General features: G+C 65.5%; 19 protein-coding genes. 15 read left to right on the top strand and 4 right to left on the bottom strand.

Annotation, left to right across the window (positions count from 1 at the left end; translation table 11 throughout):
- The first annotated feature begins 4 nt into the window (after positions 1-4).
- Positions 5-1234 (top strand): hypothetical protein, encoded by a 1230-nt coding sequence (locus tag AAE021_RS06695; protein WP_342024832.1) that lies wholly within the window; start codon positions 5-7, stop codon positions 1232-1234.
- 1 nt (position 1235) lies between these two features.
- A complete protein-coding gene (locus AAE021_RS06690; RefSeq protein ID WP_342024831.1) occupies positions 1236-2660 on the top strand; it encodes an NtaA/DmoA family FMN-dependent monooxygenase in 1425 nt (474 codons plus the stop codon).
- Here AAE021_RS06690 and AAE021_RS06685 read toward each other — a convergent pair.
- Both AAE021_RS06685 and AAE021_RS06680 read right to left on the bottom strand, forming a co-directional pair.
- The gene (locus AAE021_RS06685) at positions 2657-3382 is read right to left on the bottom strand and encodes a class I SAM-dependent methyltransferase (RefSeq protein WP_342024830.1); all 726 of its coding nucleotides are present in this window, start codon (positions 3380-3382) and stop codon (positions 2657-2659) included. The two genes, AAE021_RS06690 and AAE021_RS06685, sit on opposite strands and share 4 nt — an antisense overlap.
- 120 nt (positions 3383-3502) lie before the next feature.
- Positions 3503-3877 carry a nuclear transport factor 2 family protein gene (locus AAE021_RS06680; RefSeq protein ID WP_342024829.1) on the bottom strand — a complete coding sequence of 125 codons (375 nt, stop codon included), beginning with the start codon at positions 3875-3877 and terminating at the stop codon, positions 3503-3505.
- 127 nt (positions 3878-4004) lie between these two features.
- Here AAE021_RS06680 and AAE021_RS06675 point away from each other — a divergent pair, with 127 nt between their 5' ends.
- From AAE021_RS06675 to AAE021_RS06650, 6 genes are all read left to right on the top strand, one after another.
- On the top strand, positions 4005-4622 hold the full coding sequence (locus tag AAE021_RS06675) for a TetR/AcrR family transcriptional regulator (RefSeq protein ID WP_342024828.1): 618 nt from the start codon (positions 4005-4007) through the stop codon (positions 4620-4622).
- A 141-nt stretch (positions 4623-4763) separates the two neighbouring features.
- Positions 4764-5552 (top strand): electron transfer flavoprotein subunit beta/FixA family protein, encoded by a 789-nt coding sequence (locus AAE021_RS06670; RefSeq protein ID WP_342024827.1) that lies wholly within the window; start codon positions 4764-4766, stop codon positions 5550-5552.
- Positions 5549-6535: an electron transfer flavoprotein subunit alpha/FixB family protein gene (locus tag AAE021_RS06665; protein ID WP_342024826.1), complete on the top strand. Its 987-nt coding sequence runs from the start codon at positions 5549-5551 to the stop codon at positions 6533-6535. Before AAE021_RS06670 ends, AAE021_RS06665 begins: the two co-directional genes overlap by 4 nt.
- A 703-nt stretch (positions 6536-7238) precedes the next feature.
- Positions 7239-8099 carry a cytochrome b/b6 domain-containing protein gene (locus AAE021_RS06660; RefSeq protein WP_342024825.1) on the top strand — a complete coding sequence of 287 codons (861 nt, stop codon included), beginning with the start codon at positions 7239-7241 and terminating at the stop codon, positions 8097-8099.
- A gap of 537 nt (positions 8100-8636) precedes the next feature.
- A complete protein-coding gene (locus AAE021_RS06655) occupies positions 8637-10271 on the top strand; it encodes a ribonuclease J (protein WP_342025341.1) in 1635 nt (544 codons plus the stop codon).
- A gap of 208 nt (positions 10272-10479) precedes the next feature.
- Complete coding sequence (locus AAE021_RS06650) at positions 10480-10932, top strand: ester cyclase (protein ID WP_342024824.1); 453 nt, start codon at positions 10480-10482, stop codon at positions 10930-10932.
- Positions 10933-10943: 11 nt separating this feature from the next.
- On the opposite strand, the gene AAE021_RS06645 is transcribed toward AAE021_RS06650, so the two are convergent.
- Positions 10944-11486: a DinB family protein gene (locus AAE021_RS06645; RefSeq protein WP_342024823.1), complete on the bottom strand. Its 543-nt coding sequence runs from the start codon at positions 11484-11486 to the stop codon at positions 10944-10946.
- Between the two features lie 396 nt (positions 11487-11882).
- Between AAE021_RS06645 and AAE021_RS06640 the strand changes: the two genes are divergently transcribed.
- From AAE021_RS06640 to AAE021_RS06610, 7 genes are all read left to right on the top strand, one after another.
- Positions 11883-12380 (top strand): hypothetical protein, encoded by a 498-nt coding sequence (locus tag AAE021_RS06640; RefSeq protein WP_342024822.1) that lies wholly within the window; start codon positions 11883-11885, stop codon positions 12378-12380.
- A gap of 227 nt (positions 12381-12607) precedes the next feature.
- On the top strand, positions 12608-12697 hold the full coding sequence (kdpF, locus tag AAE021_RS06635; protein WP_342024821.1) for a K(+)-transporting ATPase subunit F: 90 nt from the start codon (positions 12608-12610) through the stop codon (positions 12695-12697).
- Positions 12697-14358 carry a potassium-transporting ATPase subunit KdpA gene (kdpA, locus tag AAE021_RS06630; RefSeq protein ID WP_342024820.1) on the top strand — a complete coding sequence of 554 codons (1662 nt, stop codon included), beginning with the start codon at positions 12697-12699 and terminating at the stop codon, positions 14356-14358. Before kdpF ends, kdpA begins: the two co-directional genes overlap by 1 nt.
- 2 nt (positions 14359-14360) lie before the next feature.
- On the top strand, positions 14361-16577 hold the full coding sequence (kdpB, locus tag AAE021_RS06625; RefSeq protein ID WP_342024819.1) for a potassium-transporting ATPase subunit KdpB: 2217 nt from the start codon (positions 14361-14363) through the stop codon (positions 16575-16577).
- Positions 16578-16656: 79 nt separating this feature from the next.
- Entirely contained in the window at positions 16657-17265 is a 609-nt protein-coding gene (gene kdpC, locus AAE021_RS06620) for a potassium-transporting ATPase subunit KdpC (protein WP_342024818.1), read from the top strand.
- Between the two features lie 3 nt (positions 17266-17268).
- Positions 17269-19869: a DUF4118 domain-containing protein gene (locus AAE021_RS06615; RefSeq protein WP_342024817.1), complete on the top strand. Its 2601-nt coding sequence runs from the start codon at positions 17269-17271 to the stop codon at positions 19867-19869.
- On the top strand, positions 19866-20546 hold the full coding sequence (locus AAE021_RS06610; RefSeq protein ID WP_342024816.1) for a response regulator transcription factor: 681 nt from the start codon (positions 19866-19868) through the stop codon (positions 20544-20546). The genes AAE021_RS06615 and AAE021_RS06610 overlap by 4 nt, the downstream gene beginning before the upstream one ends.
- A 71-nt stretch (positions 20547-20617) precedes the next feature.
- On the opposite strand, the gene AAE021_RS06605 is transcribed toward AAE021_RS06610, so the two are convergent.
- Positions 20618-23044, bottom strand: coding sequence for an alkaline phosphatase (locus AAE021_RS06605; RefSeq protein ID WP_342024815.1), 2427 nt, complete (start codon positions 23042-23044; stop codon positions 20618-20620).
- Positions 23045-23180: the final 136 nt, after the last annotated feature.

Here is a 23180-nt window from a genome sequence, read left to right as displayed (position 1 = left end):
TCGCATGACCCTTCCCACTCCTTCTTTTTCCCCGGCCTTCGCGCGTATCCGGGCCGCCGCCCGCGCCGAGGCGGTCAACCGCGAACGTGACCATTCACTGCCGTTCGACACCGTCGAGGAGCTGCAGCGCATCGGCTTCGGCTCACGCCGCCTGACGGCTGAACCGCGGATTCCCCTGACCGAGCTCTTCGGCAACATCGTCGACCTCGCCGCGGCCGACTCCAACATTGCCCACCTCTTCCGCGGCCACATTGCCTTCGTGGAAACTTTGCTCTTCAACGGCGACTCCGAGGCCCAGGCACGCTGGAGGGACCGGCTGCGGAGCGGAGCCCTGGTCGGGAACGCTCAGTCCGAGCGGGGGGACACCACCGACATCGCCACCACGCTCACCCGCACGGAGGATGGCGCCCGGCTCAACGGATGCAAGTACTACACCACCGGCAGCATCTACGCGGATTGGATCCATGTTTCCGCCCTCGATGGCGGGGACTACGTGGGTGCCACCGTCGACGCCCGTGATCCGGGGGTGGCGACAGCTGACGACTGGGACGGCTTTGGCCAGCAGCTCACCGGCAGCGGCAGCACCACGTTCACTGACGTGCCGGTGGCACCGGCCGACATTGAGACCTTCAGCCCGGACGCCGAGCGGTTCCAGTACATCACCGGCATCTACCAGCTCTGCCTCCTCGCCACCGTGGCCGGCATCGCGGAAGCGGCGCTGGCCGACACCGTCGACTTTGTCCGGCCGCGCCAGCGGACGTTTGCACAGGCCGGGCAAAACCCGCCGCGGGAGAGCGAGCTGGTGCAGGCCAGCGTTGGCCGGCTCTCCGCCGCTTCCCACACCGCACGCGCAGCAGTGCTCTCCAATGCGGCGGAACTGGATGCCGCCCTTGCCGCCCGGCTGCGCGGCGAGGAGGCCGGAGAGCTGTTCCTTGCCGCCCAGCTCGGTGTTTTCAAGACCCAGCAGACACTGCTGCCGCTCGTGCTGGGGGCGGTTACCGAGCTCTTCGAGGTTGGCGGAGCCTCCGCCGTGGGAACCCGGCTGGGCCTGGACCGGCACTGGCGCAATGCCCGCACCATCGCCTCGCATAATCCGGCAGCCGAACGGGCACGGCAGCTGGGGGATTACCACCTCAACGGCCGGCTGCCCGCCCGGCGTTCCGCATCCGGCGTTTCAGGGCAGGCCCCGGCATCGATCCGAACCGCCATCGCTGCAACCGCTGAAGGGGCCTAACGTGCCTGAACCGAAAAAACTGATCGTCAACCTGTTCGAGATGGCCTGCGTCAGCCACATCACCCACGGCCTGTGGGTGCTCGAGGATAACAACCGGCACCGCACTGCGGACATCGACTACTGGATCGAACTGGCCCAGGTGAGCGAGGAAGCGGGCTTCGATGCCATCTTCCTGGCCGACGTCGTCGGCGCCTACGACGTATTCCGCGGCGGGCCAGCCACTGCGCTGCGGGAGGGGCTGCAAATCCCGAATCTGGATCCGCTCACGGTCATTCCAGCGATGGCCGCCCTCACCCGCCACATTGGGTTCGGCGCCACCTTCTCCACCAGCTACGAACCACCGTTCGCCTTTGCCCGGCGCATGAGCACACTGGACCATCTCACCCGCGGGCGTATGGGCTGGAACATCGTCACCTCCTACCTGCCCAACGCCGCCCGCAACTTCGGTCTGGCGGAGGAGATTCCGCATGACCGGCGCTATGAGATCGCCGACGAGTACCTGGAGGTGCTGTACAAGCTCTGGGAAGGATCCTGGGATGACGGTGCGGTACTGGCCGACCGCAGCACGGGTGTCTACTCGGATCCGGACCGGGTCCGTTACATCAACCACCGGGGCGAGAACTTTTCCGTAGCGGGCCCGCACCTGACCGCTCCGTCACTGCAGCGCACACCGGTCCTGTTCCAGGCCACCGGCTCGCCCGCCGGAATCTCCTTTGCCGGCAAGCACGCCGAAGTCGTGTTCACCGGCGGCCGCACGGCCGCCGACTTCCGCGCCAATGCCGCTGCCATGGACGCTGCGGCCGCCGCCCGCGGTCGCAGCCCCGGCGCGATCCGATTCATTGTGCAGGCTGGCGTGGTGGTGGGCCGGACTGACGATGAGGTGGCGGCAAAGCTGCGCACCTACCGGGCACATTCCAGCGTGGACGGCATCCTGGCCCACGGCGGTTATGCCATTGACCCAGGAGCGTATCCGCCGGAAACTCCGGTTGCTGACATCCTGCGGCGGGAGGGAAAGCAGGACGTGCCGCTGGCACGCACCCTGGAGCCGGGCACCACCGCGGGCCAGCTGCTTGCCAACGTGCGCAGCGGACGGGAAGGCCGGTATTTCGTTGCCGGCACCCCCAGCGTGGTGGCGGATGAGATTGAACGGTGGCTGGATGAAGACGGCATTGACGGCATCAACCTGCGCCAGTACCACTCCTTCGGCACCGCACGGGACTTCGGTGAGCTGGTGGTTCCGGAACTGCGAAGGCGCGGCCGGCTGCGGGAAGGATACGAAGCGGGGGAGACGCTGCGCGAGCGGATCTTCGGTGCCGGCCATAAGGGGCTGCCGCAGGACCACTATGGACGGCGGTACCGCGGCGGACGGAATCTGGACGGTGGCGGGGCCGCCTCGGTCCAATCAGCGCGGGTACCCGCCATCTAGCGCCGCACAGCTTTCACGATGACATCGTGCAGCACCTTGCCGTGCCCGCCCCCGGGGGCTTCAAAGGTTCGGGTCTGCTCTTCCGCGGTGAGGATTGTCCATTCGGGGGAGTCGAACCCGGCCACGATCGAGGCGAGGTCGACGGTCGCTTCAACAGGCGGGTGCTCACTGTGCTGCTGGTCCGCGTGGGGCGCAGACCGGTGGTGCTCCGCGTGCTGATCGTGTGCACCGTCCTGCTCGCTGGCCGGGGATCCGCCGTGCAGGTGCCCGACGATGAGCAGGGTCCCGCCCGGGGCGACCCAGGCCGACAGCCGCCGGTAGAACTCAAGATGCGGCATGGCCGGGTGCGCATAGCTCGTCATCACCAGGTCAAACTGCTGCTCCGGCTCCCAGGACGTGAGGTCGGCTTCGACCCAACGCACCGAGCCCCGCAGGGGACGGGCCGCAGTACGTGCGGAGGCCTCGGACAGGGCAGCCGCGGAAATATCGGCTCCGACAACATCCCAGCCCTGCGCCGCCAGCCACTCCGCTTCCACGCCTTCACCGCATCCGGCATCCAGCGCCGTGCCCGGCGGAAGTTCGGCGGTTTCGCGCGCGATGTAGGGGTTCCCTGGTCCCGCCCCCGTAGCTTCTTGACCGGCTTCGCGCAGCTCTTCCCAGTGCCGTTCCCAGTAGCCCTTGTCGAAGGTGTGCTCCACGGGGTTTTCGCCTGCATTTTTCACTCGATGAACCTCTTCGCGCAGTGGATTGAAGGAGTCCATCGTCTCCGGCAGGGTACTGGGCGGGCAAGTGTTGTTGCCATTATGGCAACTTCCACACATGGCGCCTTCCGTATATGGAAACTAGTGCGTGATGGTGGTCTGCTGGTACAGCGCCAGCCGGGTGCTTCCCTGAACCGAGCAGTAAACGCTGGACATGAGTGCCGTGAAGGGCTCGTCCTGACCGTTGCGGGTTGCCGACGCGCGGTACACAAGAGCCGCGGTGTCCGCACCCATGGACACAAGCTGCGCGTCGGTCAGGGTATAGGAAGCCCAGGGCGGGGCGTCATTGAGGGAGCCGGCAACCGCGTCTCGGCCGAGTACCATGCCGTTGACGAGGACCATCACGGCCTCCGGCATCATCAGTTCACCGTAGAAGGCGCCGCCTTCCGAGTGGCACAGGGCATCCCATCCGCTGTGCTCAAAGGCCAGCATGTGCTCAAAGGTGAGTTCACTCATGGGACGAGGATAGTGCCGGGATAAGGATGGCGCAGGCCGGCAAGATGCGGCGGGGCGCCTGACACAGTAACGTGCCGAGCTATGGGACCCGCGCAAACGCCCGGGTACATCCTCGGAGGAGAGCTTGATGCCAGCGACTAAAAGGTCCGGACTGCCTGCGCGTGAGCAGGGTTCCGCGCGTCGGGATCAGTTACTGGCCGTTGCAGCACGATTGATCGCTTCACGGGGGTATTCGGCAACCACGGTGCGGGACATCGCAGATGAGGCCGGAATTCTCTCCGGCAGCCTCTACCACCACTTCTCCTCCAAGGAAGCGATCCTGGATGAGATCCTGCGGTCATTCCTGGGAGGTCTGCGGCAGCGCTCTGAAGTCATTGCTGCTGCAGGCGGCGGCCCGCGGTACGTGTTTGATGAACTTGTCCGGACGGCATTCACCACCATCGAGGCGCAGCCGGACGCCGTCGCCCTCTTCCAGAATGAGGCCGCATTCCTCGCCACGCTTCCAGGATTTGAGTATGTGGCGCAGGAGAGCGCGGGCATCGAAGAGATTTGGCTGACGGTGATCCGGGAGGGTCAGCGCGACGGCGTATTCCGCGCCGAACTCGACTCCGCTTTGGCCTACCGGTTCATCCGCGACGCCGTGTGGTCGGCCGTGCACTGGTTCCGCCCGGACGGCCGGCACTCCGCTGACAGCGTTGCACGGCAGTTCCTCGACCTGATGCACTCGGGCCTCCTGCAGGACTGATTCGATCCCGCTGGGAACATGATCTGGATCACAAGTAAACGCTCGGTCTGCGGTACGATCGCGGCGGGGTTCGATCAGCTGGGCCCTGGTCGTGAAGACCATCACCATGGACTCTTTGTCGACGATGAGAGAGGGCACGAGATGAAGATAGTCGTACTAATGAAGGAAGTTCCGGATACGTGGGGGGACCGCGCCCTGAACCTGGAAACCGGCCTTCTGGACCGGGCTGCCGGCGATCCGGTGCTGGATGAGATCAACGAGCGGGCGCTCGAAGTTGCACTGACCCACCGGGACAGCCACCCGAATACCGAGGTGGTGCTGCTCGCCGTCGGACCCGCCACCGTCCCCAACAGTCTGCGCAAGGGCCTGGCCATGGGCGCCGACCGCGCTGTCCATGTCCAGGACGACGCTTTGCTCGGCGCCGATATGAGCCTCACCGCCGAGGTTCTCGCCGCCGCCCTCCGTTCCGTCGGCTTTGATCTCGTCATTGCCGGAAACCTCTCCACCGACGGGGGCGGCGGGGCCATACCCTCCATGCTTGCCGAAATGCTGGGAGTGGCAGGAATCAGCTCACTGAGCACTTTGGAGATCACTGACTCGGCAGTGGCCGGACGGCGGAACATTGAATCGGGAGGTTTCGACGTCAGCGCCACTCTTCCGGCGGTCATCTCCATTACCGAGGCCCTGCCCGATGCCAGGTTCTCAAACTTCAAGGGCATCATGGCGGCGAAGAAAAAGCCCTTCGAGACGCTGTCGCTGGCGGATCTTGGCGTCTCGGTCACCGAAGACGACAGCCGATCCATCGTGATCGCGGTGGCCCAGCGCCCGGCACGCAGTGCGGGCATCCGTATTGAGGACGACGGCGACGCCGGCCGGCAGATTGCCGATTTCCTGTTCCAGAACCAGCTCATCAAAGGACGCTCAGCATGACCGGCTACCCTCCGAACCCCCTTCTCGTCCTCGTGGATGTATCGCCGTCCGGCGGGCTCCGTTCCAGTGCGGCTGAGGTCATCGGCGCCGCGTCAGCCGTTGGCACTCCCGTAGCTCTCGCCGTCACTCCGCCGGGCAACGCGGACCGTCTGGCTTCCGAGCTGGCAGCCCTCGGTGCCGGATACGTGATGATTAGCGAATCCGCAGACCTCGGGACCGCCGTTGTGGCTCCGGTGGTGGACGCCCTCGCCGCAGCGGCCGCGGCCCTGTCGCCCGAGGCAGTTGTGGTGTCTAACTCCATCCAGGGCCGCGATGCAGCGGCCCGCTTCGCAGCACGTTCGGGTTCTCCACTGGCGGCGGACGCCGTCGGTATTTCCCGCGACGAGGAGGGCATTGTTGCCCACCACTCCGTCTACGGCGGAGCGTACAACGTCGATTCAGCCGCCAGCGCCGGAACCCTGGTGGTTACGTTGCGGCAGGGCTCGTCGAGCCTCCGCGCCGATCCGCGGGAGGCGGAGACGGAACTACTGAACGTCAGCGCCTCGGGTACGCCCGACGCCGTCATTACCGGTTACGAGGAAAGCGACGCCGTTTCGACACGTCCCGAGCTGCGCGGCGCCAAAGTGGTTGTCTCGGGCGGCCGGGGTGTGGGGTCCGGTGAGGGGTTTGCCCTCGTCGAGAACCTCGCTGACGCTCTGGGCGGAGCTGTAGGCGCATCCCGGGCAGCTGTTGATGCCGGGTACGTGGCGCAGGCAATGCAGGTGGGCCAAACCGGGGTGACTGTTGCTCCGGACCTCTATATTGCACTTGGCATTTCCGGGGCCATCCAGCACCGCGCCGGCATGCAGACCGCCAAGACCATCATTGCGATCAATAAGGACGCCGATGCGCCGATTTTCGAAATTGCCGATTTTGGCGTGGTGGGCGACCTCTTCACGATAGTGCCGCAGCTGGTCAGCGCCATCGAAGCGAAGCAGGGGTAGCTCGATGGTCAGGAAGGGCCTGCCCCGGACTCCCGGCGGCGACGGCAATTCCGGGTCCGGTTTTGACGCTGCGGCTGCTGATGTCGCTGCGGAATCCGCTCCGGGACAACAGGAGCCAATAAGCCCTGCCCCCGCCCGGAGGCGGCAGGGTCTGCCGCGGACAACGCCGGGGGATGGCGGCCCTTCCGGCGCGGCGGCAGGTGCATCGCAGGCTGCACCAACAGCACCGGCAGCTGATCAGGTTAAGGCAGCTGATCAAGGAAAGGTGGCTGAGCAGGTCAAGCCAGGCGGGCAGGTCAAGCCAGCCGGGCAGGTCAAGCCCGCCGGGCAAGTCAAGCCAGCCGGGCAAGTGCCGGCGACTGAAAAAACGGAGCCAACGCCGCAGGCGCCCAAACGGCGCCAAGGGATGCCGCGTCCGGCGGCGGCGCAGGGGACTGCTTCGGCCACGCCTGCGCATACGGCCTCGGCTCCGGCGAGCAGCCCCAGTGGAACTCCGGCAAGCAATCCGGCTACGACTCTGGGGAGCAGGCCGGTTGAAACTCCGGGAAGCAGGCCGGTTCAACCATCTGCACAAGCTGCCGTAAACACGCCCACGAATACGGCCTCGAAGGCTCCTGCAAGGCCCGGCACGTCCGGCGGCCGAACGAACAGCGGCCGAACGAACGGTGGGGGAACGATCGGCAGCAGCAGGCTGCTGCGCGGAGTGGCGGCAGCCGGCATACTCCTCGTTCTGCTGGCAGCCGTCGTTCTGGCGGCCCGGTGGCTCGTCATCCAGGAGCCGGTGCAGGAGTTTATCTCCAAGTACCCGGGCGAAAGCCATCTGCCGCAGGATGCGCCGGTGGGGCTGCCTGGCTGGCTGGGCTGGCAGCACTTCTTCAACGCCTTTTTCATGGTCCTCATCATCCGCTCGGGGTGGCAGGTCCGGACACAGCGGAAGCCGCCGGCATCCTGGACCCCGCGCTGGGGAAGAAGCCCGAAGAAGATCAGCATCACGCTGTGGCTGCACCAGTCCATGGATCTGCTGTGGCTGGTCAACGGCGCGCTCTTTGTGGTGCTGCTCGCTTTCACCGGCCAGTGGATGCGGGTTGTCCCCACGAGCTGGGACGTTTTCCCGAATGCCCTCTCGGCCGCCCTGCAGTACCTCTCACTCGATTGGCCCACTGAAAACGGATGGGTCAACTACAACAGCCTGCAGCTGCTTGCCTACTTCGCCACAATCTTCATCGCGGCTCCTTTGGCGGCGGCCAGCGGATTGCGAATGTCGGATCTGTGGCCGGCGAAGGCCAAACGGCTGAGCAGCGCCTTCCCCATCGAGGTGGCCCGGGCCATCCACCTGCCGGTGATGTTCTACTTTGTGGGCTTCATCATCGTGCACGTTGCCCTGGTTCTCTCAACGGGTGCCCTGCGGAACCTGAACCATATGTACGGCGGCCAGGATGCGGTGAACTGGTTCGGCTTCTGGATCTTCTTTGTTTCGCTGCTCGTGATGGCCGGAGGCTGGTTTGCGGCCCGCCCGCTGATCCTTGCCCCCATTGCGTCCCTCTTCGGCAAGGTGGGACGCTAGCCGCAAAATTTAGGCGCAGCACCATCATGCAGCGGTACCAGGGCTTCAGCAGTTCGGCCGTGGCCGGATCCTTCGCGACATCCGCTGCGCACGCCCGAATCGAAGTCATCAGACTGTCCGGAACTCAGTTCGGAGCTGCTCAAGAGGTTGCCCCTGGACGATCTGCAGGCCCGGGAGCGGGGACTGCTGGCCGTCTACGCGGAGGTTGCACGGAAGCCCTGAAACCCCGGATGCGGTAATAGCAGAAGAAAATGAGAAGATAAGAGAGTCCAAAGGTTTTGGGCGACCCCGCCTGTGCGGGCTCCCACCGCTTTGCATCCAACGGCGATCAAAGCGGCGGCAGCCCTTCGGCCCATGATGCGCGTATCTGCGCGCGGGCCCGGGGGAGTCGGCCCCAAAACGGACCATTGACCTCCTGGTGCCGCGGCGAAGCGCTGCAGCACCCCCGTAGTAAACCCGTACCCGACGAAAGAAACTTCATCCGTGAATAGAACAGCTGCCGCACTAAAAGCCCCCCGGGAACTCGCCAAAGGAACCATGCGCATTGTTGCCTTGGGCGGCATCGGCGAAATCGGCAGAAACATGACCGTCTTCGAATTCGACGGCAAGCTGCTGATCGTTGACTGTGGCGTACTTTTCCCCGAGGAAATCCACCCCGGCGTCAACCTCATCCTGCCTGACTTCTCCTACATCCGTGACCGCCTCCAGGACGTTGTCGGTGTTGTGCTGACCCACGGCCACGAGGACCACATTGGCGGCATCCCCTACCTGCTGCGCGAGCGTGCGGACATCCCCCTGATCGGTTCCAAGCTGACGCTCGCGTTTGTCGAAGCAAAGCTCAAGGAACACCGCATCACCCCGAAGCTGATCCAGGTCAAGGAAGGCGACCGCCGCACCATGGGCGGTTTCGACCTCGAATTCGTGGCCGTCAACCACTCCATTCCTGACAGCCTTGCTGTGGCCATCCGCACCGAGGCCGGAATGGTCCTGCACACCGGTGACTTCAAGATGGACCAGTTCCCGCTGGACCGCCGCATCACTGACCTGGCCGGTTTCGCCCGCCTCGGCGCCGAAGGCGTGGACCTGTTCCTGACGGACTCCACCAATGCCGACGTCCCGGGTTTCATGGCATCGGAGAAGGAACTTGCTCCCGCCATCGACACGGTGTTCCGCACCGCGCCCCGCCGGATCATTGTTTCCAGCTTCGCCAGTCACATCCACCGCATCCAGCAGGTCATCGACGCTGCGGACCGCTACAAGCGCAAGGTCGCCTTCGTAGGCCGGTCGATGATCCGGAACATGACCATCGCCGAGGAACTGGGCTACCTGAACATCCCCAAGGGCATCCTGGTGGACTTCAAGGCGCTCCAGCGCTCCGATGACCCCAAGGTGGTGCTGATCTGCACCGGTTCGCAGGGCGAGCCGCTGGCCGCGCTGTCCCGCATGGCCAACAAGGACCACCCGATCCGCATCCAGGAGAATGACACCGTTCTGCTGGCCAGCTCGCTGATCCCGGGCAACGAGAACGCCATCTACGGCGTCATCAACTCCCTGACCCAGCTCGGCGCCAACGTTGTCCACAAGGGCAACGCCAAGGTGCACGTCTCCGGCCACGCCAGCGCCGGCGAACTGGCCTACTGCTACAACATCGTCAAGCCGCGCAACGTCATGCCGGTCCACGGCGAATGGCGCCACCTGCGGGCCAACGCGGCCATCGCCGTCGCCACCGGCATGGATCCGCGCGACGTCGTGATCGCTGAAGACGGCGTGACCGTTGACCTGCGCCGCGGCCGTGCCTCCGTTTCCGGCAAGATCCCCGTGGGTCTGGTGTTCGTGGACGGCGACAGCGTTGGCCACACCACCGAGGACGACCTCAAGGAGCGCATGCAGCTCTCCGAGCAGGGTTCCGTCACCGTGCTGGCGCTCATCGACCCTGACACCAACACCGTTGCCGAGCCGCCGGAGTTCTTCATCAAGGGCTTCGCCTGCACCCCGGGTGACGTCAAGAAGGCCGAAGCTGCCGTGGAGAAGGCCATCAATGATGCGGCCGGACGCGGCCGCGGCGGACGCAATGAGGACCCTGAGGCCGTCATTGAACGCGCCACCGCCAACTGGATGCGCCGCTTCTACAACCGCACTCCGGCAATCACCGCCATTGTTGTGGATGCCTAAAGCACCCGCTGCCTAAGGCAACTGCCGGGGAGCCCCGGCAGTTGCACAGGGAGGAGCCGACGTCGTGAGTACGACGCCGGCTCCTCCCTTTTTGTTGTGTTTGCCTGAACTTGTTGGCCGGCCGGTTCAGCCACACCGCCCGGTGCCACACTTAGTGTGCCGAAGCAGCGCAGCCAGTGCTGCCCGGCCACTAGGAAAGGGACAAACCATGGACACACAAGGGCTGCCGGACAGCGTCAAGGTGCTGCAGCGAATCCTCTCTGAAGGTTTTGCAACCGGTAACACAGGGATTGTTGACGAGCTCTTCTCACCGGATCTGATGGAGCACCAGTTCGGCATGGAAGACCGGGGGCCAGGCGCCCTGGCGCACGTGAAGGAAGCCATCCGACAGGTCCACGAGGCCATGCCTGACCTCAGCTATGACATGGATGACTGGGCAACGCGGGGCAACACCGCGTGGGTCCGCTTCACCGGCAAGGGCACCAATACCGGCCCGTTTTTCGGTCCTCCCAGCGGAAAACACGTCGAGCTGACGGTCATTGACGTCGCCGTCGTTGTTGACGGCCGCGTGACCGAGCACTGGGGCGTTCCGGACCGGTTTTCACTCCTGCAGCAGACCGGTGTGCTGAAGCGTCTGCGGCCGGCTCCGGACCCGGGCTGACCCGCAGGCCGTCATGCCGGGAGGACCGAGGCATCCGGCAAGGCAGCCCCAGCCACGGACCTGCGGGCCAGGGTCTGTTCCCGCAGAATATCGGCATGCCCGCAGTGCTGAGCGAGTTCGCGGAGCATATGAAGGTAGATCCAGCGCATCGGCAGCGGCCCGCGGCGGTTACCCTCCACCACGTCCTCCAGGTCCAGCCGGGCCGATGCGGCACGAGATTCCGCGCAGATCCGGCGGTACGTTTCCTGCACCGACTCGATGGTGTCCGCCGCAGCTAGCTGAAAGGACTCATCCGGACCCGCGGGGCACCCGATGTCTTCCCGGGAACGGCAGGTGATGGCTTCGTTGAACCACACCTGCTCCACGAAGGCGGCGTGCTTGACCAGGCCCAGCAGGGTTGTCCCGGACGGAACGAGGCGTGCACGGGCTTCTGTCTCAGTGAGGCCCTCGAGACTGTCGTGGATAAATCCGCGGTGCTCATCGAGAAACAACCCGAACTGTTTTGCCAGAGGCGCTGTGAACGCGAAGGAATCCTGGCCTGAAGAAGTATTCACGAACGTGACCCTACATCCAGTGGGGAAGTTCCGCCTCCGCCGGTGTCCAATGCCGAAACAGCGTCACAATTGGGCGATATACCTGCGTCCGGAAACTCTTTGTCCGCCGGACCAATTGTCAGCGTTGGCCTCGCGGTGTCACGGATTAGCGCAATGACCCCACCGTGGATAACCGGCTGGACCACTTGTTCACCTTCACCTGGACGGGTGAGGGTACCGGTCAAATTCATGCAAAAGCATCACCGCGCACCTATGATTCCAGCTAATCTGCCGCGTCGGTTCCCTGCGGGCCGGCATCGCTCGACGATTGGCGAAAAGAATGCCGAATCATCTCAAATTCCTTCACCAGTGGAAGCTGTCCCGGAAAAGCCCGGTTGACGGTGCGGTGAATGCCTTATGAGCCGTGTGGCAGCCGTGGAAGCGGTAAAGCGCCTGCGCACGGACCTGGACCGTAACTTTAGCGGCGTCCTGTTCCAGGTCACCGCGATCACCGCCTACGACACATCCACCATTGAGGTGGTGTGGACTGACGGGCCGCCGCTGTATGCGGCCGACGCGGTGGTGAGCCAAACAATGCGGCGGTTCGAAAAGGAAGCCGGACCGGAGAGGCTGTCAAACTGCCTTATCTCCAAGCGCCGAACCATGAGCCCCCGCACCGAGGCCAAGATACTGAGCCTGCTGGCGGATGCGCTGGGGACGCAGGAACTGGATGCGGAACAGGTGCATCCAACCCCACCCCTGCTGACCCGGCAGGAAGACAGGGTGGAAATGGGAACGGTCCCGGAATTCCTGGACCTTCTCTTTGAGCAGTTGAGCTTCTGCCGTGAATGCCCCGCTCCCGCCTCGGGCGGGAAGGTGCCGTGCCCCTGCATTAAACTCCGCTCCCAGCGCTGAGTTTCCGTTATGGTCGTGCCCGCGGCCGTGAGGAATCCGTAAGGAAACGCCAAGACCCGTTTGCCCGGGGATCTAATCGTCAAGGCGCATACGCGCCCATGCCGGCTGTTGTGACGGCGTGACGATCCGATTCCTGGGGGTCCTTCCTTGCTTGACCTTTTTATTGTGCTGGGCGTCGCGGCATTTTTCGCCGTCCTGTCCCTGAGCATCCGGGCGGTGGAGAAGCTGTGATTTTCTTCGACTTCCTGTCCTTGGCCCTGGCCGCCGCCGCAGCAGTATATTTGCTGGCGGCCCTGATCCGGCCGGAGCGGTTCTAATGGGCGTTTGGCCGGCAGTGGCCTCCTTCCTGCTTGTTGCACTGCTGCTCGCGGCGCTCTACCGGCCACTGGGCGACTACATGGCCCGGTTCTACACATCCTCCAAAAACCTCGCTGTGGAACGCGGCTTCTACCGCCTGATCGGGGTCGACGCCGGTGCTCGGCAGTCCTGGCAGTCGTACCTGCGAAGCGTCCTGGCTTTCTCCGCCGTCGGCATGCTGTTTCTCTACGCACTGCAGCGGACCCAGCATCTGCTGCCCGGTTCCCTGGGGCTGCCCCCGGTGCCTGAGGGGCTGGCCTTCAACACCGCCGCGTCCTTTGTCGCCAACACCAATTGGCAGTCCTACTCGCCGGAAGTGACGATGGGGTATGCGGTCCAGCTGACCGGGCTTGCGGTGCAGAACTTTCTCTCCGCCGCCGTCGGCCTGGCTGTCGCCGTGGCCCTGGTCCGTGCCTTCGCCTCCCGCAAAGAAGCCACCATCGGTAACTTCTGGACCGATATGACCCGCTCGGTGGTGCGGCTGCTCCTTCCGGGAGCCTTCCTGGGTGCCCTGGTGCTGCTGATGGGCGGTGTCATCCAGAACGTCAGCGGCTTCACCGACATCACCACGCTCAGCGGCGGAACCCAGAGTATTCCGGGCGGCCCGGTGGCCTCACAGGAGGCCATCAAGCTGCTGGGAACCAACGGAGGCGGTTTTTTCAACGCCAACTCTTCCCATCCGTTTGAGAATCCCTCGGCCTGGACCAATCTGGTCCAAATAGTGCTGATGCTCGCCATCCCGTTCAGCCTGCCCCGCACCTTCGGCACCATGATGGGCGACCGCAAACAGGGGTACGCGATCCTGGCAGCCATGGCCGGAATCTTCACCGTGTCCGCCGCCGCCATGACGGCCCTGGAATTCTCGGCAGCGTCGGGGTTCGCCGGTTCGCTGGAAGGAAAGGAACAGCGCTTCGGTATTGCCGCATCAACCCTGTTCGGCACCACCAGCACCGCCACATCCACCGGAGCCGTGAACTCCATGCATGACAGCTTCAGCCCGCTCGGCGGGATGATGGCCATGCTGAACATGATGCTCGGCGAAGTGGCACCGGGCGGTGTCGGTTCCGGTCTCTACGGAATGCTGATCCTCGCCCTGGTCACCTCCTTCATTGCCGGGCTGCTGGTTGGCCGGACCCCGGAATACCTGGGCAAAAAAATAGGACCGCGCGAGATCAAGCTGGCCAGCCTGTATCTGCTGACCATGCCCACCCTCGTCCTTGCCGGCACGGCGCTGAGTTTTGCGGTTCCCGGCATCCGTGAGGATGTGCAGGACACCTCAATCCTCAATCCCGGACTGCACGGCTTCAGCGAAGTGCTCTACGCCTTCACCTCAGCGGCCAATAACAACGGTTCGGCCTTTGCCGGCCTGACCGCCAACACTCCATGGTTGAACACCGCCCTGGGACTGGCCATGCTGATGGGCCGGTTCCTTCCGATGCTCTTTGTCCTGGCACTGGCCGGCTCGCTTGCGGCTCAAGACCGGGTTCCGGTCTCCGCCGGAACCCTGCCCACGCACCGGCCCCAGGCAGTGGTGATGCTGTGCGGAGTCACGGTCATCGTGACTGCCCTGACCTTCTTTCCCGTTCTCGCGCTGGGTCCCCTGGCGGAAGGGTTGCTCTGACCATGACCACCTTGACGAAAAACTCCAGCACCAATCAACCGGGACCCGGATCGGGACGGAACGGTAACGCGGAGACCCCGGAGTCCGGCACCAGTGCCCGGCCCGCAACGGGCAGCGGATTCTCCGCCGCCCAGCTCGCCGCTGCGTTTCCGGGCGCCCTGCGCAAGCTCGACCCGCGCAGCATGTGGCACACGCCCGTCATGTTCATCGTGGAGGTGGGTGCCGCACTGATTACCGTCATTGCTGTGGCGGAATCCCTCTCAGGAAGCGCCGGAACATCCGGCGGCAGCGCCGTCCCCGGCAGCTTCACCTGGCTCATAGCCCTTTGGCTGTGGCTGACCGTCATCTTCGCCAACCTGGCCGAATCCGTGGCCGAGGGCCGCGGCAAGGCCCAGGCGGCGTCGCTGCGAGCCACCCGCACCACCACTCCGGCCCAGCGGGTGTCCGGCTACGATCCCGCCGGGGATCCGTCAGCGTCCCAGACCCCGGTCGAAGAGGTTGCGTCCGCCGATCTGGTGCTCGACGACGTCGTTGTGGTCACCGCGGGCGGCATCATCCCCGGCGACGGCGACATCATTGACGGCATCGCGTCCGTCGACGAGTCCGCGATCACGGGCGAATCCGCCCCCGTGGTCCGCGAATCCGGCGGCGACCGGTCGGCAGTCACCGGCGGCACGCGGGTGCTGTCGGACCGGATTGTCGTGCGTATTACCAGCAAGCCCGGGGAAACGTTTGTAGACCGGATGATCCGGCTCGTGGAAGGGGCAGCCCGGCAGAAAACGCCAAACGAGATCGCCCTGGACATCCTGTTGGCCACCCTGTCGCTGATCTTCCTGGTGGTGGTGGTAACACTGAACCCGCTCGCCGGGTACGACGGCGCCGCGGTCAGCATCCCGGTGCTGGTGGCCCTGCTGGTGTGCCTGATCCCGACCACCATTGGAGCCCTGCTCTCCGCCATCGGCATCGCCGGCATGGACCGCCTGGTCCAGCACAACGTGCTGGCCATGTCCGGCCGCGCCGTCGAAGCGGCCGGCGACGTGACAACTCTGTTGCTGGATAAAACCGGCACCATCACCTACGGCAACCGGCAGGCCGCAGCCTTCATCCCGGTCGCAGGAGCGGACCGGGACGAACTCATCCGCGCCGCCGTCCTGTCCTCGGCCGAGGACCCGACGCCGGAGGGCAAGTCGATCGTAGACCTGGCCGCCGGCATGGGCGCAGCCCATGTGAAGGACGCCGACGCCGTCAGCGTTCCCTTCACCGCCCAGACCCGGATGAGCGGGCTGGACAGCGCGGACGGAACACAGATCCGCAAGGGTGCCGGCTCGGCCGTCATGGACTGGGTGGCGGAGTCCGGCGGCATCGACGTTGAGGTGCTCGCCGACCTGGCGTACCAGGTGGACAAAATCTCTGCCGGCGGCGGCACGCCGCTGGTGGTAGCGGTCCGTGACGCCGACGGCAGCGGAACAGGCAGCAGCGCCCGGGTACTCGGCGTCGTGCACCTGAAGGACGTGGTCAAGGACGGGCTGAGGGAACGCTTTGCCCAGCTGCGCACCATGGGCATCCGCACCGTCATGATCACGGGAGACAACCCGCGCACCGCCAAGGCGATTGCAGCGGAAGCCGGAGTGGATGACTTCCTGGCCGAAGCCACCCCGGAGGACAAGATGGCGCTGATCCGCAGCGAGCAGGCCAAGGGCCAGCTGGTGGCCATGACCGGGGACGGCACCAACGATGCCCCGGCGCTGGCCCAGGCCGACGTCGGCGTGGCCATGAACACCGGAACGTCGGCTGCCAAGGAGGCCGGCAACATGGTGGACCTGGACTCGGACCCCACCAAGCTGATCGACATTGTCCGGATCGGTAAGCAGCTGCTGATCACCCGCGGGGCACTGACCACGTTCTCGATCGCCAATGACGTGGCCAAGTACTTCGCGATCATTCCCGCCATGTTCATGGGCGTGTTTCCGGGACTGGCCGTCCTGAACGTCATGAACCTGCACTCGCCGGCCTCGGCGATCCTCTCCGCGGTGATTTTCAACGCCCTGGTGATCATCGCCCTGATTCCGCTGGCACTGCGCGGCGTGAAGTACCGCGCCGCGAATGCGTCCGGGATCCTGACCCGCAACCTGCTGGTCTTCGGTGTGGGCGGGGTGGTGGCTCCCTTCATCGGGATCAAGCTCATCGACCTCGCCGTGTCCCTGATTCCGGGGTTCTGATGCGGCAGGTTCACGCAGCACAGGTACCCGCAGCACGTCCGGACCCAAAACCGATCATCACTTATTCACAGGGAGCATCATGAGTACCGCACGCACGTCCGCCCGGCAGCTGGGAGTGGCCCTTCGGGCCGTCGCCATCCTCACCCTGGCGCTGGGTCTCGTCTATCCGCTGGTGGTGACCGGCATGGGACAGGCGGTAGCCAATCACCAGGCCAACGGATCCCCGGTAACCGTGGACGGCACCACGGTGGGATCGGAACTGATCGGCCAGTCCTTCACTGACAAAAACGGCGCCGCCCTGCCGCAGTGGTTCCAGTCCCGGCCCTCGGCAGCGGGGGACGGATATGACGGCGGAGCATCCAGCGGCTCCAACTTGGGACCCACCAACCCGGACCTGGCCGCCCTGATCGAGGAACGCCGCACCGCCGTCGCCGATCTGGAGGGAGTGAACCCCGACGAGGTGCCGGCGGACGCCCTGACGGCGTCGTCGTCGGGCTTGGATCCCCACATCAGTCCCGAATATGCACGGCTGCAGGCGGACCGGGTGGCCGCCGAACGCGGTCTGGAGGCCGGGGAAGTGCGGGCCCTGGTCGAGGCCGCTGTGGAGGAACCGGCTGCAGGAGTGGTCGGTGGGTCCAGGGTCAACGTGTTGAAGCTGAACATCTCGCTGTCGGAGCTGGACACTTAGGAGATGACACGAGGACAACTCCGGGTATTCCTGGGCGCCGCGCCCGGAGTCGGCAAAACGTACACCATGCTGGAAGAGGGAAAGCGGCTGGCCGGCGAGGGCATGGACGTGGCGGTGGCGGTGGTGGAAACCCACGGCCGCGCCGCCACGGCCGCCATGGCCGAGGGACTCGAAACGGTGCCTGCCGCGACGGTGAACCACCGCGGCCTGCTGCTGTCGGAACTGGATCTGGCCGCAGTGCTGGCCCGGCGCCCGGACTATGCGCTGGTGGACGAGCTCGCCCACAGCAATGCCCCGGGCCTGGAACACGCCAAACGCTGGCAGGACGTCCAAGCCCTGCTCGACGCCGGAATCAACGTCCTGTCCACCGTCAATATCCAGCACATTGAGTCGCTGAACGACGTGATTGAGCAGATCACCGGCACCGTGCAGCGCGAGACGGTGCCGGATTCGGTGCTGCGCGCCGCGGACCAGGTGGAGCTGGTGGACATTGCTCCGCAGCTGCTTCGCGGCCGGCTGTCCTCCGGCATCATCTACCCCTCGGGCCGCGTGGATGCGGCGCTGTCCAACTATTTCCGTCTCGGCAACCTCACTGCCCTGCGCGAGCTGGCGCTGCTGTGGCTGGCGGATGAGGTGGACAGCGCTCTGAAGCGTTACCGGGCGGAGAACGGCATCCGGAACAAATGGGAGGCGCGGGAACGGGTGGTTGTGGCGCTGACCGGGGGACCGGAGGGACAGACGCTGCTGCGCCGGGGAGCCCGGATTGCGGCCCGGTCCGCCGGGGGCGAGCTGCTGGCCGTGCATGTGACCAGTCCGGACGGGCTGCGGGAAACCCATCCGGGTGAGCTCGCGGCCCAGCGGGTGCTGGTGGAAAAGCTTGGCGGGACGTTCCACCAGGTGGTGGGCGGCGAGGTGCCGCACGCCCTGGTGGAGTTCGCCCGCGGCGTGAATGCCACCCAGCTGGTCATCGGGGTCAGCCGCCGGCCGCGGATTTTGGCCCTGCTGACCGGCCCCGGCATCGGCGCCACCGTGGTGCGCGAATCCGGGGACATCGACGTGCACATCGTCAACCATCCCGCCGCCGGAGGCCGTCCCGTGCTGCCCCGGCTCGGCGGAGCGCTGACGGTTCGACGGCGGCTGTGGGGCCTTGCCCTGGCGCTGGCCGGAGGTCCGCTGCTGACCTGGCTGCTGGTGGCCATGAGTACCCCTTCATCAATTACCGGCGATGTCCTGAGCTACCAGCTGCTGGTCATCGTGGTGGCCCTGGCCGGCGGCATCTGGCCGGCGGTCTTTGCGGCGCTGCTTTCGGGCATCACCCTGGACTACTTTTTTATCCAACCCCTGTACACGGTCACGGTTGCCACCCCGGAGCATGTCCTGGCCCTGGCCCTGTACATCGTCAACGCGGTGCTTGTCAGTTACGTGGTGGACCGCGCTGCGCGGCGCTCACGCACGGCCCGCCGTGCCGCCGCAGAATCCGAGCTGCTGGCCTCCGTGGCCGGAAGCGTTCTGCGGGGAGAAGATGCCCTGGGGGCGCTGGTCAACCGAACCCGGGAGGCGTTCAGTCTCCGGTCGGTCCGGCTGCTGGTCGACGGCGCCGAGCTCGCGGCCGCAGGAACCGGTCCCGGTGCGTCCGCTGACGCCAACGACGGCGGCCCCATCCGGCTTCCGGTGGGCGAACGTGCCGTCCTGGAACTGTACGGCCGGGATCTGGAGGCGTCGGACCGCAGGCTGCTGGCCGTGATTACCGCCCAGCTGGAAGCCGCTCTGGACTTCGGTGATCTCACCCAAACCGCCGAGGGACTGGGGTCGCTGGCCGCGGCGGACAAAGTCCGCACCGCCCTGCTTGCCGCCGTCGGGCACGACCTCCGCCGGCCCCTGACCGCGGCCACCGCAGCGGTCACCGGACTGCGGGCAGCGGATGTGCAGTGGAGTGAACGGGACCGTGAGGAGCTCCTTGCCACAGCCGAGGAATCCCTGGCGACGCTCTCGGACCTGGTCACCAGCCTGCTCGACGTCAGCCGGCTGCAGGCCGGGGTGCTTGGCGTCAGCCTCGCCCCGCTGGACACGGCCGAAGCGGTGCTGCCGGCTTTGGAGGAGCTGAACCTTGGTCCGGCGGAAGTGGAGCTGGAGATTCCCTCGGATCTGCCGCAGGTGCTGGCCGATTCGGTGCTGCTCCAGCGCGTGCTGGTCAACCTGTTGGCCAATGCTGTCCGGTTCACCCCCTCCGGAAGCAAAGTGGTGTTGGCGGCGAGCGCGTTTGCCGGCCGTGTGGAAGTGCGCGTCATAGACTGTGGGCCGGGAATATCGCCGGAGCGCATGGAAGACGTATTTGTGCCCTTCCAACGGCTGGGGGACACCGACAACCTGACCGGTCTTGGCCTGGGCCTGGCCCTGGCGAAAGGCTTCATGGAAGGAATGATGGGAACACTGGAAACCGAGGACACCCCCGGAGGCGGGCTAACCATGGTGCTGTCCCTGCCTGCGGCGGATTCGCCCGTCCTCAACCCGCCCGCCCCGGCTGATGTCCCGGGCGCTGCTGTTGGCGCTGCTGTTGACGTTCCGGACCCTGCCGGTCCGCCCAGCGGGCACGGTATGCGGTGAAAATCCTTGTTGCCGACGACGACGTCCAGATTCTCCGTGCCCTCCGCATCACCCTCTCCGCCTACGGTTATGAGGTGGCCACCGCTCCCGACGGCGCCGCCGCGGTCCGTAAGGCAGTGGAGGAGCACCCCGACCTGATTGTCCTGGACCTGGGAATGCCCCGGCTCAGCGGCATGGAGGTCATTGAGGCGGTGCGGGGCTGGAGCAGGGCGCCGATCCTGGTGATTTCCGGCCGCACCGACTCTGCCGACAAGGTCCGCGCCCTGGACCTGGGTGCTGACGACTACGTCACCAAGCCCTTCTCCACCGAGGAACTGATGGCCCGGATCCGGGCCCTGACCCGCCGCGCTCCCGCAGCTCCGGAGCAGTCCGAGGTGGTCTTTGGGGATGTCAGGGTGGACTTGGCCGCGAAGACGGTGGCCCGGATTTCGGATGGTTCGGCCATCCGCCTGACCCCCACCGAATGGCGGCTGCTGGAGGCACTGGTCCAGTATCCCGGCCGGCTGATCAGCCAGCCGTCCCTGCTCAACGACGTGTGGGGGCCCGGGACCACCGACACGGGCTATCTTCGCCTCTACATGGGGCAGCTGCGGCGCAAGCTGGAGGCGGATCCGGGAGCTCCGGTGCACTTCCTCACCGAACACGGCATGGGCTACCGGTTTGTGCCTGCCGGTTAGGCGCAGAAACACGGCGTGACGACGGCGGGATGAACCGCCGTCGTCACGCTTTGCGGCAAAGACTGCGCCCACTAGGAAGTGCTGTAGGCCCGCGGCAGCTTCAGTCCACGTTCCTCCATAACCGAGCGCAGCAGGGTCGGATAGTCGGTAATGAGGCCGTCAACACCCAAATCCATCAGGGCATTCATGGCTTCCGCAGTGTTCACCGTCCAGGGAATCACAGGCAAACCGGCGTCGTGCGCCTCTTGGATCAGCTGCGCAGTGACCGTTGTGGCAAGCGGGGAAAGGACGTCATATCCGGCTGCGGCTGCCGCCAGTGCCGGCGAGCCGTTGTAGTCGTCAATGTCGATTCCGCCGAGCTGGGGTGCTGCTCCGGGCTGGCCCACCTGCAGGGCTGCGGCGTCTTCAGCGAGTGCCACAAGCTTCAGGTCCGGAGCGATTTCGGCCACCAGGTTCAGGGCCGCCCAGTCAAAGGACTGAATGGTGGTGCGGCGTTCCCGGCCGGAGGCCTCAACCTCAGCGACGACGGCGCGGGTCAGGGCTTCCATTTCCGGTCCGCCCCACAGGCCCTCCTCAACCTTGGTTTCGACGTTGAAGCGGATCTTTCGGGCGTCATAGGCATCGGCCAGGGCGTAAACATCGCGCAGTTCGGCGATGCGGTTGCCCTCCACAACGTCCTGTTCCGGGTAGCCCGGCAGTTGTTGGAACCCGCAGTCCAGGGTTTTGACCTGGGCCAGGTCCAGGAGCGCAACGCGGTCGCCCACGTAGGGGAACTCCGGGTCCGCGGGCTGGGCCGGTGCGGTGTCGCGGCACTTTTCCGGCATGATCACGTCATCGTGCCACACGATCACTGAGCCGTCCTCGGTCAGGTGCGTGTCCAGTTCCAGTGTGGTGACGCCCAGCTCCAGCGAATGGGCAAAGGCTGTCAGGGATTCTTCCGTGTACTCGCCGCGGCCGCCGCGGTGGGACTGCAGATCGAACCGGGCCTTGGAATGGCCCCAGTCCGGAGGCGGATTTTCGCCGCCGCCATTCCCGCCGTCGTCCGCACCGGCACGCATGAGCTCGACCATGACGTCGAAGATGTTGGTGTTCTCATAGACCCCGGTCAGCAGCTCGGACCCCGGACCCATTGCCGTTAGGGGAACATCCAGTGCAGTGTGTCCGCCGGTGGTCCAATCCACCATGAACTGCTGCTCCGAATTGGCCACCGGCAGCGGGCCGTCCTCGGCTGAGGGACCGTCACCGGACTCATCCGGTTCCTCGCCCGGTTCGGGAACATCGACCGCTTCGATCGTCATGCCGCCCGTCTGGTGATCACCCACCACGATCACCAGGGTGTCACCGTCCTGTTCCGCGAAGTCCTTGGCCAGGGCCACGGAGCGGTCAAACTCGATTCCCGATTCGATGGTGAGCTCGGCGTCGTTGACGTGGCTGAAGGCGTCAATGCCTTCCTCCTCCACCAGGAGGAAAAAACCCTCGTCGCCGTTGCCGTTACCGTCGCCGTTGCCGTGGCCATTTCCGTGGCCGTGTCCGCCGCCCTTGCCGCCTCCATGGCCCTGCGCTTCGTTGCCACGGCCGTCACCGTTGCCGGCTCCGTTGCCGTTGCCGTCGTCGTCGTCGACTGTCCCTCCGCTGGACAACACCTCCAGTGCCTTGGCTGTCATCTCCGTCAGCGGCACCGTGGGCTGGTACAGCTCCTCGACATCGTCCCCGTATTGGAACATCTCCTGGTTCGAGAACAGGCCCAGCAGCATGGACGAGTCAGCCTGTTGCAGGCCCTCCAGGTCCCAGACGTACTCGTAGCCGAGGGCCTGCGCTTCCTCCACGAGGTTCCCTTCGGTTCCGGCACTTTGCTCTGATGGATCCTCAGGCGGGTTGTCCGGCAGCCGTCCCGGGTCTCCGGCCGGATACCAGTAGTCCTCACCGCCGCCCAGGATAACCTCCGGCTTGCTGCTTTCCAGGAACTGCCGTGCAATGGCGCTCTGCTCGTCCCGGTCCAGCACGTGTGAGCCGAACGCCGCCGGAGTGGCGTCAGTGACGTTACTTGTGGTGACCAGTCCCGTGGACTTGCCCAGTTCTTCAGCCACCTCCAATGCCGTGGTGACCGGCTGCTGGTTGAGGTCAACGCCTATGGCGCCGTTGTAGGTCTTTACCCCGGTGGACATGGCCGTGGCTGCGGCAGCCGAGTCGGTGACGAAGGTTCCGGGATCCGCTGAGTTGGTGTGGACCCGTCCCACGGATGGCATGGCGTCCATTTCTAGTTCGCCGGTCAGGCCCACCAGCCCCAGCCGGATCGCTTCCCGTTGTCCCGGTCCCATCCCGTCACCAACCATGAGGATCACGTTCTTGGCGCCGGGGGAACCGCCGTCGCCCCCTCCACCGCCGTGTCCATTTCCCTGCATGGCCGGTGTGGGTGCGGTGCCAGAAAAAACGACGGCGGCAACAGCCGCCGTCGTTACGAACCGCATGGTGTTTTTTCCCGCATTTGAATACTTCACAGCGACGTTCCTCCCAGAGTGCGGTGGAAAGGCCGGCAGTGTTCCGGCCACCTTTTGTCCCCCGTGATGAAGGTGTCCTTCCGAGGCGGAAGTGACCCCTGCGTCAACAGTTCGCATCCGGATGCACGCGGTCAAG

Origin of the sequence: Arthrobacter citreus, from assembly GCF_038405225.1 — a bacterium.
In the GTDB taxonomy this organism is placed as follows: Bacteria; Actinomycetota; Actinomycetes; order Actinomycetales; family Micrococcaceae; genus Arthrobacter_B; species Arthrobacter_B citreus_A.
The sequence above is the reverse complement of the archived record's forward strand: the minus strand, read 5'-3'. Positions and strand labels throughout refer to the sequence as shown.